Annotated in this window: 15 protein-coding genes; 4 read left to right on the top strand and 11 right to left on the bottom strand. The window is 64.8% G+C overall.

The features are described 5' to 3' along the window. Positions 1–69: 69 nt before the first annotated feature. The 4 genes from FIV09_RS00745 to FIV09_RS00730 all read right to left on the bottom strand — a co-directional run bounded on the left by FIV09_RS00745 (position 70) and on the right by FIV09_RS00730 (position 3,040). Complete coding sequence (locus tag FIV09_RS00745; RefSeq protein WP_152448185.1) at positions 70–1,638, bottom strand: GMC family oxidoreductase; 1,569 nt, start codon at positions 1,636–1,638, stop codon at positions 70–72. Positions 1,639–1,656: 18 nt separating this feature from the next. Then, entirely contained in the window at positions 1,657–2,181 is a 525-nt protein-coding gene (locus FIV09_RS00740) for a Twin-arginine translocation pathway signal (protein WP_152448184.1), read from the bottom strand. A gap of 75 nt (positions 2,182–2,256) precedes the next feature. Further along, the gene (locus tag FIV09_RS00735; protein ID WP_152448183.1) at positions 2,257–2,652 is read right to left on the bottom strand and encodes a VOC family protein; all 396 of its coding nucleotides are present in this window, start codon (positions 2,650–2,652) and stop codon (positions 2,257–2,259) included. Positions 2,653–2,746: 94 nt separating this feature from the next. After that, entirely contained in the window at positions 2,747–3,040 is a 294-nt protein-coding gene (locus FIV09_RS00730) for a ribbon-helix-helix domain-containing protein (RefSeq protein ID WP_152448182.1), read from the bottom strand. Between the two features lie 196 nt (positions 3,041–3,236). Between FIV09_RS00730 and FIV09_RS00725 the strand changes: the two genes are divergently transcribed. Both FIV09_RS00725 and FIV09_RS00720 read left to right on the top strand, forming a co-directional pair. Beyond that, positions 3,237–3,893, top strand: coding sequence for a histidine phosphatase family protein (locus tag FIV09_RS00725; protein ID WP_152448181.1), 657 nt, complete (start codon positions 3,237–3,239; stop codon positions 3,891–3,893). A gap of 49 nt (positions 3,894–3,942) precedes the next feature. Next, the gene (locus tag FIV09_RS00720) at positions 3,943–4,281 is read left to right on the top strand and encodes a DUF2794 domain-containing protein (protein WP_152448180.1); all 339 of its coding nucleotides are present in this window, start codon (positions 3,943–3,945) and stop codon (positions 4,279–4,281) included. Positions 4,282–4,352: 71 nt separating this feature from the next. Here the strand turns inward: FIV09_RS00720 and FIV09_RS00715 are convergent, their stop codons facing one another. From FIV09_RS00715 to FIV09_RS00700, 4 genes are all read right to left on the bottom strand, one after another. After that, positions 4,353–5,306 (bottom strand): agmatinase, encoded by a 954-nt coding sequence (locus tag FIV09_RS00715; protein WP_152448179.1) that lies wholly within the window; start codon positions 5,304–5,306, stop codon positions 4,353–4,355. Then, complete coding sequence (locus FIV09_RS00710; RefSeq protein WP_254702282.1) at positions 5,296–6,168, bottom strand: C40 family peptidase; 873 nt, start codon at positions 6,166–6,168, stop codon at positions 5,296–5,298. Before FIV09_RS00710 ends, FIV09_RS00715 begins: the two co-directional genes overlap by 11 nt. Next, positions 6,165–7,550, bottom strand: coding sequence for a M17 family metallopeptidase (locus FIV09_RS00705; RefSeq protein WP_152452262.1), 1,386 nt, complete (start codon positions 7,548–7,550; stop codon positions 6,165–6,167). Before FIV09_RS00705 ends, FIV09_RS00710 begins: the two co-directional genes overlap by 4 nt. Positions 7,551–7,665: 115 nt before the next feature. Continuing rightward, on the bottom strand, positions 7,666–8,046 hold the full coding sequence (locus tag FIV09_RS00700; RefSeq protein ID WP_152448178.1) for a hypothetical protein: 381 nt from the start codon (positions 8,044–8,046) through the stop codon (positions 7,666–7,668). A gap of 151 nt (positions 8,047–8,197) precedes the next feature. Here FIV09_RS00700 and FIV09_RS00695 point away from each other — a divergent pair, with 151 nt between their 5' ends. Beyond that, the gene (locus FIV09_RS00695) at positions 8,198–8,851 is read left to right on the top strand and encodes a carbonic anhydrase (RefSeq protein WP_152448177.1); all 654 of its coding nucleotides are present in this window, start codon (positions 8,198–8,200) and stop codon (positions 8,849–8,851) included. A gap of 19 nt (positions 8,852–8,870) precedes the next feature. On the opposite strand, the gene FIV09_RS00690 is transcribed toward FIV09_RS00695, so the two are convergent. Further along, a complete protein-coding gene (locus tag FIV09_RS00690) occupies positions 8,871–9,185 on the bottom strand; it encodes a hypothetical protein (RefSeq protein WP_152448176.1) in 315 nt (104 codons plus the stop codon). Between the two features lie 149 nt (positions 9,186–9,334). Here FIV09_RS00690 and FIV09_RS00685 point away from each other — a divergent pair, with 149 nt between their 5' ends. After that, positions 9,335–9,820: a hypothetical protein gene (locus FIV09_RS00685; RefSeq protein ID WP_172975586.1), complete on the top strand. Its 486-nt coding sequence runs from the start codon at positions 9,335–9,337 to the stop codon at positions 9,818–9,820. Here the strand turns inward: FIV09_RS00685 and FIV09_RS00680 are convergent. Continuing rightward, positions 9,817–10,839: an aspartate-semialdehyde dehydrogenase gene (locus FIV09_RS00680; RefSeq protein WP_152448175.1), complete on the bottom strand. Its 1,023-nt coding sequence runs from the start codon at positions 10,837–10,839 to the stop codon at positions 9,817–9,819. The two genes, FIV09_RS00685 and FIV09_RS00680, sit on opposite strands and share 4 nt — an antisense overlap. Positions 10,840–10,974: 135 nt before the next feature. Beyond that, positions 10,975–11,817: a TIGR00730 family Rossman fold protein gene (locus tag FIV09_RS00675; RefSeq protein ID WP_152448174.1), complete on the bottom strand. Its 843-nt coding sequence runs from the start codon at positions 11,815–11,817 to the stop codon at positions 10,975–10,977. Positions 11,818–11,847 lie beyond the last annotated feature (30 nt).

Raw genomic sequence — 11,847 nt, 5'->3', positions numbered from 1 at the left:
GCCTTCCTCCCAAAGGAAAAGGCGCGCCCGCTAGGACGCGCCTTTCAGTGCTCTCGTGGATCGCGCAGATCAGAGGTTCTGCGCCGCCATCTCGCGAGCGATGTGATCGGCCTGACGGATCGCCAGCGCCACGATGGTCAGCGTCGGGTTCTCCGCAGCACCCGTTGTGAATTGCGAGCCGTCCGAGATGAACAGGTTCGCGATGTCGTGGGTCTGACCCCACTTGTTCACCACGCCGTCCTGCGCATTGGCCGACATCCGGTTGGTGCCGAGGTTATGCGTCGACGGATAAGGCGGCGTCGGCATCGTACGCGTGGCGCCGATCGCGTCATAGACCGCGCGGCCCCGGTCATAGGCGTGGTTGCGCATCGCGATGTCGTTCGGGTGATCGTCGAAATGCACGTTCGCGACCTTGAGCCCGTATTGATCCTCGGTCTCGGACAGGGTGACGCCGTTGCCTTCCTGCGGCATGTCCTCGCCGACGATCCACATGCCGGCCATGTTCTCGTAGGCATCGAGTGCCGTCGTGAACTCGCGCCCCCAGGCGCCGGGATTGAGGAAGGCCGCCATGAAGGGCAGGCCCAGCGCGAGCGTCTCGAGCTCGTAGCCGCCGACGAAGCCGCGCGAAGGATCGTGCCGCGCCTCGTCCTGGATGATGCCCGCCATCGTGGTGCCGCGCCACATGCGGACCGGCTCCTCGAAGGTCGCATAGACCGACCCGGTCATGTGCCGCATGTAGTTGCGCCCGACCTGCCCCGAGGAGTTGGCGAGCCCGTCCGGGAACATCGAGGAGGCCGAGTTCAGCAGCATCCGCGGGCTCTCGAATGAGTTGCCCGCAACCGCGACAATGCGCGCCTTCTGCATCTGCAGGTTGCCGTCTGCGTCGAAATACTCGACGCCCGTCACCTTGCCCGCCTCGTTGTGCAGGATGCGGGCGACATGGGCGCGCTCGCGCACTTCAAGGTTGCCCGTCGCCTCACCCGCCGGGATGTCGGTATAGGCCGAGGACCACTTCGCGCCCCATTTGCAGCCCTGGAAACAGAACCCCGTCTGCTGGCACGCCATGCGGCCGTCGCGCTCCTGGCTGTTGATGGCCATGCGGCCCGTATGGACCTCCTTGTAGCCGAGCTTCTTCGCGCCGGCCTCGAAGACCTTGTAGTTGTTGTTGCCGGGCAGGCCGGGAATGCCGTTGGTGCGGGTCACGCCGAGCTTTTTCTCGGCAAGGTCATACCAAGGGTCCATCTCGGCGGCCTCGATCGGCCAGTCGAGAAGGTTGGCGCCCTCGACCGCGCCGTAATTGGTCAGGGCTTTCCACTCATGCTCCTGAAAGCGCAGGCTTGCACCCGCCCAATGCGTTGTGGTGCCGCCGACGGCCTTCACGATCCAGGCGGGCAACCCGGAGAAGTCCTTGGCCACGCGCCAATCGCCCGACGTGGTGCGCGGATCCAGCCAGGCGAGCTGGCCGAAGCTGTCCCATTCGTCATTGATGAAATCGTCCGGCAGGTAGCGCCCGCCCGCTTCCAGCGCGACGACGCTGACGCCTTTCTGCGCCAGTTCGTTTGCCAGGACACCGCCGCCTGCGCCGGTGCCGATGACGACGACGACGCTGTCGTCATTCTTGTCAAAAGGTGCTGTCATGGTTCGGTTCCCCCCGCCTCAGATCCACGAAATGTCGTCGAAGCCGCGGTACATATATCCACCCTGGCTGTAGGACTCGCCCTCGTAGCCGAAGATCGGCCAGACGGCTTTCTGGTTGTAGAGGCCTGTAACCAGCCCGCCCCGCACGCGTTGGAAGAACGCGGTGTCCTCGATCGTACGCAGCACCTCCACGCGCTCGGACTCCCAACCGAGGTCGAGGTACCGGCCCGCGCCCGAGACCTGCGCCTTTTCGTTCAGCATCTCGATGCCGCCCTCGACGAAATCGACCTCGTCCGGCACGTCGTAGCCCTTGACCGCGGCGGCGTAATACTGGTCCCCGACCTTGTCGTGGGGGTAGATGTCGCGCGCCATCTGGATGAGCGTGGCCATCGTGTCCGGCTTCAGCGCGTTCATTTCCGTGGCCCAGGCCGCATCGCTGCCCGCCACGAAGCCCGAGCCCACGACAAGGCCCGCACCCGCCGCGACACCTTGCGACAGAAGCTGCCGCCGCGTGAGCGTGCGGATGGTTGGTGTATCGGTCATCAGTTTTCCTCCCTTTTCACCGATATCGGATGCGAAAAGGGCCGCACGTCACGTGCGGCCCTTTTCGGTCTCATGTCATTTGAAGCGGCCTGAGCGTTCCAGAACCTCGATCTGGTAGCCATCGGGATCGGCCACGAAGAAGAAACGCCCGACCAGCGTGCCGCCGGGTGCAAACTCCACGAGCTTGCGCGGCTCCAGGCCCTCCGCCTCGAAGCGCGCATGCTCGGCATCGAGATCGGCCACCGAGACCGCAAGATGCCCGTAGCCATTGCCGAGATCATAGGGCTCGCTCTGGCCCTTGTTGACGGTCAGCTCGAGCTCGAATTCCTGCTCGGCGTTCGACAGGTAGATCAGCGTGAAATCGTCAAAATCCAGCCTGTCGGCGATCTCGAGCCCGAACGCCTTTCGGTAGAATGCTACGGACCGGTCCTCATCGAGAACGCGAATCATGCTGTGAATGGCCTTGGCCATGAAGCCTCCCTTGGAAAAATCGTCGCGATTGATCCAAGCCTAGGAAGGCACGCTCCGGCGTGGGTAGTAGACTGTTACTACAGCGCCGCCTTTGTCACTCCGCCGCGATGACGAGCGGCGCGGCGGCTGCGCTCCGACCCGCATAGATCAGGCAGGTCGTGCGCAGGAGCGACGAGAAATTCTCCGGCTCGCCCTGCCGCTCCAGCACTTCGGAATGGAGTTTGGACAGGAACGTGGGCGTGCTGACGCCCTCGCCGGTGGCAATCTCATCGAGGGTCGCCCAGAAGGCATTCTCCAACCGGATCGAGGTGGATTGCCCGTTGATGCGCACCCGGCGCGTGGTGGACCGATACCGCGACCGGTCCTGACCGGCATAAACCTGGCACATGGCTGTCTCCTAGGGATGCGGGGCACAGGCCTGGCCACCCGGAATGTCGGATAGCCTGTCTTGACCGCGCCAATTGTGCAGACGTCAAGATTTCCAAAGCCCGCGACGAAAGTCTGTAGGACTTTCGGACTATGTGCGGGTTTTCCTTTTGCGGGATCGGGTCTAGGTCCGGGCAACGCCGCTTGGAGCACCCTTCATGTCCCAGATCCTTCTCGTCCGTCACGGTCAGGCCAATTCGGGTGCGCGGGACGACACGGACTACGACCGCCTCAGCGATCTCGGGCGGATCCAAGCGCGCTGGCTCGGGGCCCATCTGCGCGACAATGGCGAGCGGTTCTCCCACGCGGTCTCGGGCACCTTGCAGCGCCAATCGGAGACACTCGCGGAAATGGCCGTGGCGGAGACCCCACCCGCACGAGATCCGCGACTGAACGAGCTAGAATATTTCACCCTCGCCCAGGCCTTCGAGGCCGAGCACGGGGTGGCGATGCCCCAGGACAGGGCCGCTTTCCTGACCCATCTGCCACGCATGTTCGGTGCATGGGCGCGCGGCGAAATCGCGGGTGCGCCGGAAACTTTCGAGAGCTTCGAGACGCGCGTGGCGGACGTCCTGCGCGAGCTGTCCGCCGGGCATGGACCCAGCGTCGCGGTGACCTCGGGCGGCGTCATCGGGATGGCGATGCGGATCGCCCTGCGCCTCGATATCGACGCCTTCGCGCTGATGTGCCTTTCGATCGAGAACACCTCCGTGCACCGGCTGCAAATGATGCCCTCGGGCCTCGCCCTTGCGCAGTTCAATGCCTGCCCGCATCTCGAGCCGCAGGAGCGGCGCCTGTCCCGTACGCATCTTTAAGGTCCGCAAAAGCCTTGATTTCAGCGGGCCTGCACCGCACCTTTGGTTCATGAACTCGCTCACGCCCTTCCCTAACCGGCCCGAGCTGACCGAAACGGTGATGTTCCACCGGCTCGAGTTGAACGAGATCCTGTCGCTTTACGGACGCATGGTCGCTGCGGGCGAATGGCGGGATTACGGCATATCGGCTTTGCGCGATGCCGCTGTCTTTTCCATTTTCCGCCGCGCGGCGGAGCAGCCGATCTACAGGATCGAGAAGCGCCCCAAGCTGCGCAACCGGCAAGGGATGTACTCGGTCGTCGGCATGGACGGTCAGATCTTGAAACGGGGTCATGATCTGAAGACGGTCCTGCGCGTGCTGGAGCGCAAGCTGATCCGCGCCGTTTGATCCAGATTCACGCACATCTTTAAAACGATCTTAATTAAGATCGTTCCTAAACCATTAATTAATGGTTTAGTTTACGCGGTCATCGCACATAAAAGTTCGAACATGATCGACACGCCAAGATAGGCCGTCGCGCCGGACGGATCGAAGGGCGGCGACACCTCGACCATATCCGCCCCCACTATGTTCAGACCGGTCAGTTCCCGACAGACGCACAGCGCCTCAAACGAATTGGGGCCACCCACCTCCGGCGTTCCCGTGCCGGGCGCGAAGGCCGGGTCCACGAAGTCAATGTCGTAGCTCACATAGGTCCGGTCCTGCCCCACCACGTCACGCGCCTCGGACATCACGTCCTTGACGCCGCGGCCGTGAAACTCCTCGATCGGGATCACACGGATGCCGCAAGCCTTGGCGAAATCCCGATCCTCCGTGTCATAGGCGGTGCCGCGAATGCCAATCATCACGATCCGCTTCGGATCGAGCAGTTCTTCCTCGACCGCACGCCGGAACGGTGTTCCGTGGGTGTACATCGTGCCGCCGAAATACGAATGGAAAAGGTCCGTATGGCTGTCGAAATGCACCATGCCGAGCGGCCCATCCGCAGCCAGCGCGCGCAGGATCGGAAGCGAGGTCAGGTGATCGCCGCCCGCCGTCAGCGGCCGGATGCCGGAGGCGCGCAGATCCTGATAGAAGGCGGTAATCCGCTCCATCGTGGCGGGAATATCCGCGGGGTTCGGGCCGACGTCGCCCAGATCGGCGCAGCGCACCGCCTCGAACGGGCGATGACCGGTCACCGGATGCTGCGCCCGGATCATGGTGGACGCGTCGCGGAGCTGCCGTGGCCCATGACGCGGGCCGGGCCGGTTCGTCGTCCCGCTGTCCCAGGGCACGCCAACGAGCCCGACCTCGACCTCGCCCAGACGCGGATGATCGAGCGGCACATGGGGCAAACGCATGAAGGTCGGCACACCGGCAAAGCGCGGCAAATCGAAGCCCGAGACCGGTTGGAAGAAGGGATCATGGGTCATGGGAAACCTCTAGCTGGAGCCTGACATGGGACGTGACGGAACCATCGCCCTGTGCCGCGATCCGGGCGACAGCGGCATCGAGCCCTTCATAGGCGACGGCCATGTGATGCGCATTGGCATGCAGGATCGTGTCGGGCGCGGACACCCAGGCCACGTGGCCCCGCCAGAACAGAATATCGCCCCGGCGCGGCGCGTCTTGCGTGCGAAAGGGGGCGAAGGCGGCCTCTTGCAGGTCGCTGTCGCCAGGGCAATCGAGGCCCGCAAAGTGACAGCCGATCTGAACAAGGCCCGAGCAATCGATCCCCTGGGCCGAGTTTCCGCCCCAGAGATAAGGCGTGCCCAGCAGGCGCTCCGCCACGGCGACTGGATCGGCGTGCACCGTGTCGATCGCCTCGAGATGAACGCTGGGGATGTACCCCGCCTCTGTCCGGGCGAAGGCTCCGTCGGCGCCCGAGACGGCGACAATCGTGCCAAGGCTGAGCGTCGCGCGCTCCGGCGCCTTGATCGAGGGGGCCTCGTAAAGATGCGTGGCCCGGGCCGCGACGCGGTGTGTGACGGGATGATCCGCGACGAGGGCGTCTTCGGCCACATAACCCACATAGCCATCCGCATCGGCTTGCACGAAGGCCCAACCGTCCCGCGTCTCGAACAGCGTGATCCGCGCCCCCATCAGGAGTTGGCGGTCCCTTGTCCCGCCGGGATCGCGCAAGAGGTCCGCGACGGGTACGCCGACCCGGCGCACTTGCCCGGCGACGAAGCGATCCGCGGCGACTTCTCCCTTCAGCGCGTCCGCCGCCACGCGCCCGTTGGCTGCCAGAAGGCGCCGGTCCGTCGGTATTGCGGATTGCGTGCCGTCGCTCACAGGTCAAGAAGCTCCGGCAATGCGGCGAGGATGGCGCGCGCGCCCTGTCCGACCCCGCCCTTGCTGCGACCGGGCGCGGCCTGCGGCTGCCAGCCGTAGATGTCGAAATGCGCGTAGCGCGGCGTATCGGTCACGAAGCGGCGCAGGAAGAGCGCGGCCGTGATCGCCCCGGCAAACCCGCCCTTCGGCGCATTGTCGAGATCGGCAATGCCCGGTTCGATCATCGTCTCGTAAGGGGCGTGGTAAGGCAGGCGCCATACCGGGTCGGCCGCGCCGGGTGCTGCTGCCTCCAGCGCCTGCGCAATCCGGTCATCTGTGGCGAAGAACGGCGCGATATCGGGGCCCACGGCCACACGGGCCGCCCCGGTCAGCGTCGCCATGGACAGGATCAGATCCGGCGTCGTCTCATCGGCAAGCGCCAGCGCATCGGCCAGAACAAGCCGCCCCTCGGCATCGGTATTGTTGATCTCCACCGTCAGGCCCTTGCGCGATGTCAGGATGTCCTGCGGGCGGAAGCTGTCGCCTGCGACGGAATTTTCGACCGCCGGAACAAGGACGCGCAGCTGCAGCTTGAGGTCCAGCTCCATGATCGCCTTGGCGAGGCCGAGCACGGTTGCCGCACCGCCCATGTCCTTTTTCATCAAGCCCATCGAGGCGCCGGGTTTGAGGTTCAGCCCGCCCGTGTCGAAACATACGCCCTTGCCGACAAGGGTCAGCCGCGGCCCTTCGGATCCCCAGAGCATGTCGATCAGCCTCGGGTCATCTTTCGCGGCACGACCCACGGCATGGATCATGGGAAAATTGTGCTCGAGCAGGCCCTGCCCTGCGATGACATCCACATGCGCGTCGTGATCGCGGGCAAGATCCCTGACGGCCGCTTCCAGCGCTTCCGGCCCCATATCGGCTGCGGGCGTGTTGATCAGGTCGCGGGTCAGCGCTTCTGCTGCGGCCAGCGCTTCGACGCGGCCCGCATCGATCCCATCCGGCGCCACGAGTTCCCCGATCTTCGGCGTCTGATCGCGGTAGCGCGAGAAGCCATATCCGCTCAGAAGCCAGCCCAGCGCTTCGCGTTCCGCGTCGTCTGCGGGCAGCCCATCCGCGACCCGCAGGACATGCCCCTTGAAACGGGGAGCGGCGGCGGCCAATGCGAAATGGCTGCGCGCGCGGGAAGCGGGCGTGCCATAGCCTGCCAGCGCGGCGACCGGCGCCCCATCCGGGCCCGGTATCAAAACCGCTTCGCCAATGGCGCCTTCGAAGCCGCTGGCCTCGACCCAGGCCGCGACACGGGGCTCCTGCCCCTCCAGCCATTGGGCAACCTGACCCTGTTCGAGCACATGAAGATCGAGTGCGCCGTCTGTGGCGGATGCAAAGCGGAGCGTCATGGTGTCCTCTGGCATGGGGCCTGTTCCGCGGGAGCCTAATCCATGCGGCCCGCGCTACAAGGGTCAGTTTGCCCGACGGCGCCATGACCGCCCCGGGGGACCGCAGGGGAGCCCGCTACAGGGTCAGGTCCTGACGATCCCAAAGGGCCAGAAGCGACCGTTCGCCGGTGCGCAGAAGCCGCGCGAGCGTGGCGGCCAACGCAACGCTGTCACCGACCTCGAGGCAGGCCCGGCAATCGCGCGCGACCCGCACGAGGCCCACCATGCCGATCTGGCGTGCGATGGCGATCACGCGGCGCAAGACATTGCCCATCTCTGGCCAATCGTCGCTTCGAAAAGCGCGCTCCGCCTCGGCCAGACGCAAGGCCAGCTCCTCCATCGCGCGGCAGACCGCTTCCTCAGCCGCCGAGGGGCCCATATCGCCATAGAGATCGGAAAGCGTGTCTATATCCAGTCGCGCCGGTTCGTGCGGCGCGAGCATCTTTATCGGTGCCATGACCTGGCTCCCTTCGTCCAAATACCCCGTATACCCAAGGGAGACTTTGCCACGAAGGGCTTCAGAAAACGTTTCCAGCCAAATGCCTTTTCTCTCGAATTTCATGCAAATGACGCTTATCCGGGAAGACAGGAAGACCCCGGAGAGCCGTATGAAATTCGTCCGCCCCCTGCCGAGTTACCTCGTGACACGCTATCACGGCTGGAAGGCCACGGCTTATGCAGACAACAGCGCATGGTATCGCAGGCTCGCGGTCGAGGGGCAGCGCCCGCGCGCAATGGTGATTTCGTGCTGCGACAGCCGGGTGCATGTCACCTCGATCTTCGGTGCGGATCAGGGTGAATTCTTCATTCACCGCAATATCGCGAACCTGGTGCCGCCCTACGAGCCCGACGGCAACCAGCACGGCACATCTGCGGCCGTCGAATACGCGGTGACCGCCTTGCGTGTCTCGCACCTGATCGTGCTTGGACATTCCAGCTGCGGCGGCGTGCAGGGCTGTCTTGACATGTGCAGCGGCCGGGCCCCTGCGCTCGAGGAGAAGACGAGCTTCGTCGGGCGCTGGATGGATATTCTGCGGCCCGGCTATGAGCGGGTGAAGGCGCGCGGCGTCGATGAAACGGAGGCGGCGCGGGCACTGGAGAAAGAGGCGGTGCTCGTCTCGCTCGACAACCTGATGACCTTCCCCTTCGTCAAGGAAGCGGTCGAGGCGGGCGGGCTGTCCCTGCACGGCCTCTGGACCGATATCGCGGAAGGCAGCCTAGAGCAGTTCGATCCCGCGAACGGGATTTATACCGCCGTCTGACAGACTTGCTCAGCCCTGCTTAGGCCAGCCAGCCGGACCGTCCGTCGCGCCCGATCTTGAGCTGCGGCCGACCGAACCGCACGGCAAGCGCGGAGAGCGGCTCGCCCAGATCGCGCCCGGTGCAGAGCGGCCGCCCGTCATCGCGCGACGAGATCACCAGCCGCCCTTCATGGAAAGACAGATCATAGCCCCGCGCGGTGAGCTTGGTGACGAGATCCGCCCAGCTTTGAGCGTGTTCGAAAATCGGGCGGAGAAAGCCGCGGAACAATGCGGCGGTTTCGCAATCGAGGCGGCCGGGGAGCGCCTTGCTGGTCTGCGGGATGTCCTGTGCCATCGCATGGTCTGCCTTGCTGTTTTGCTTCTCGGTGAGCGTAGACGCGATTCGGGGTGAAATTAGGGCCGAGGCGGACCTTTTCTTCAGAATGTGGTTCTATGGTTACCATCCGTTAACATCGGCGGGCGTAGCCTGCGGGGATGGAACGCATGGATCTCTTTCTGCCACCGGATCTGCGCCGGGCGACGCTACAGGCCGCGAAAGCGGCCGACATGTCTCCGGGTGATCTGATCCGCTCTGCGCTCGCCGCTGATCTGAAGCGCAGGGCTTATCCCGCGAAGACGCCCAATCGGGCGGATGAGCAGCTCCTCGGCCCCTTGCGGGTCCTCCTCGCTCAGGATTTCGCGGCAGCTCAAGACTGGGGCGACCTCATCGCGCGGCTCAGGGCCAAGGGCTATGCCCTGCACGAGGCAGGGGGCGGGCTGGCGCTGCATTCCCATCCAGAGGGCCTGCGCCTGTGCAAGGCATCCGAGCTTGGCCATTCCTACGGTGCCCTCCTGCGTCGCTACGGCGCGCCCTTTCCCGGGCACAGCCACCATCACCTGGTGACCCGCCTCCTAGAAACGACAACGCCGCCGCCCCAGGCCCGGGACGACGGCGATGATGACGACTTTCAGGTGATCGAGGACGATTAGCCCTTCTTCAGCACCCGGTTGCCCAAGGTCTCCGCGATCTGAACGGCATTGAGCGCCGCCCCCTTGCGCAGGTTGTCCGACACGCACCACAGGTTCAGTCCGTTGTCGATCGTCGAATCCTGACGGATGCGGCTGATGAAGGTGGCGTAATCGCCCACGCATTCGACCGGCGTGACGTAGCCGCCGTCCTCGCGCTTGTCGATCACCATGATGCCCGGCGCCTCGCGCAGGATGTCGCGCGCCTCGTCCTCATCGAGGAACTCTTCGGTCTCGATATTGATCGATTCCGCGTGGCCCACAAAGACCGGAACGCGCACGCAGGTCGCGGTGACCTTGATCGAGCCGTCGACGATCTTCTTCGTCTCGGCGACCATCTTCCACTCTTCCTTGGTGGAGCCATCCTCGAGGAAGACGTCGATATGCGGGATCACGTTGAAGGCGATCTGCTTGGGATAGACCTTCGGCTTCACGTCATCCGTGGGATTGTAGACCGCCTTGGTCTGGTCCCACAGCTCGTCCATCGCCTCCTTGCCGGAGCCCGAGACCGACTGGTAGGTCGACACCACGACGCGCTTGATCTTGGCACGGTCGTGCAGGGGCTTCAGTGCGACGACCATCTGCGCGGTCGAGCAGTTGGGGTTCGCGATGATGTTCTTCTTGGAATAGCCCTCGACCGCTTCGGGGTTCACTTCCGGCACCACCAGCGGCACGTCCGGGTCGTAGCGGTAAAGCGAGGAGTTATCGATCACGACGCAGCCCGCCTTGGCCGCCTTGGGCGCATATTTCTTCGTCGCGTCCGAGCCGATGGCGAAAAGCGCGATATCCCAGCCGGTGAAATCGAACGTGTCGAGGTCCTGCGTCTTGTGGGTCTGATCGCCGAAGCTCACCTCGGTGCCGAGCGACCGGCGCGAGGCCAGCGCGGCCAGTTCGTCGACGGGGAACTCCCGCTCGGAGAGAATGTTCAGCATTTCGCGGCCCACGTTTCCGGTGGCACCAACGACGGCAACTTTGTAGCCCATGTGATCGGCTCCTGTGCTGTTGGCCGGGCAGGATCATCGCGCCCGGGCTCTCTGGTTGCCGCGCTATCTAACGCAGCCTGCATGGAGGGGAAAGGGGCGCAACGCGGTCGCGGTTCCGCGATAAGGCCCTGGCCGTCAGCGCGGCGGGAGCCGGTCCCGGGCAGGCTCCACCGGCCATTTGGCGATTTCCTCGAGCGCCTCGTCCGCCGTCTCCACGAAACGGAAGAGCTCGAGATCCTCCGCGCCGATCGTCCCGGCATCGGCCAGCGCCTCCCAGTTCACGATGGAGCGCCAGAAGGCCTCACCGAAAAGCAGGACCGGCACGCGGTTCATCCGGCCGGTCTGGATGAGGGTCAGCGCCTCGAAGAGCTCATCGAGCGTGCCGAAGCCGCCGGGGAACACGCAAATGGCCCGCGCGCGCATCAGGAAATGCATCTTCCGGATCGCGAAGTAATGGAAGTTGAAGGCCAGATCCGGCGTCACGTAGGGGTTCGGCGCCTGCTCATGCGGCAACACGATATTGAGCCCGACAGATCGACCGCCCGCCTCCTCGGCACCGCGATTGCCCGCCTCCATCACGCCGGGACCACCGCCTGTGACGACGACATCGCTGCCGCCATAGGCCTTGAGCGATTGCTCGGTCAGCACGCGGGCGAACTTGCGCGCCTCGTCGTAGTAGCGCGACAGCTCGGCCAGCGTTTCGGTCCGGGCCTTGTCGCGGCGCTCGGGCGCGGGGATGCGCGCGCCGCCGAACATCACGACCGTGGTCTCGATCCCGGCCTCATCAAGCAGCATCTCGGTTTTCAGAAGTTCCAGCTGCAGCCGCACGGGCCGAAGCTCGGGGCGACACATGAATTCTTCATCGGTGAAGGCCAGCCGGTAGGACGCGGATTGCGTCTGCGGCGTCTCCGGCACCTCGGCCGCTGTCTTGCGATCCCGGCCCGCGTCGCGGAACTGGCTTTTGCGATTATCCTTCATCGGGCCTCCGGTCATGATGTGCCGGGCAGA

Source organism: Roseivivax sp. THAF197b (assembly GCF_009363255.1).
In the GTDB taxonomy this organism is placed as follows: Bacteria; Pseudomonadota; Alphaproteobacteria; order Rhodobacterales; family Rhodobacteraceae; genus Roseivivax.
This window is presented reverse-complemented; position numbering and strand designations above follow the sequence as displayed.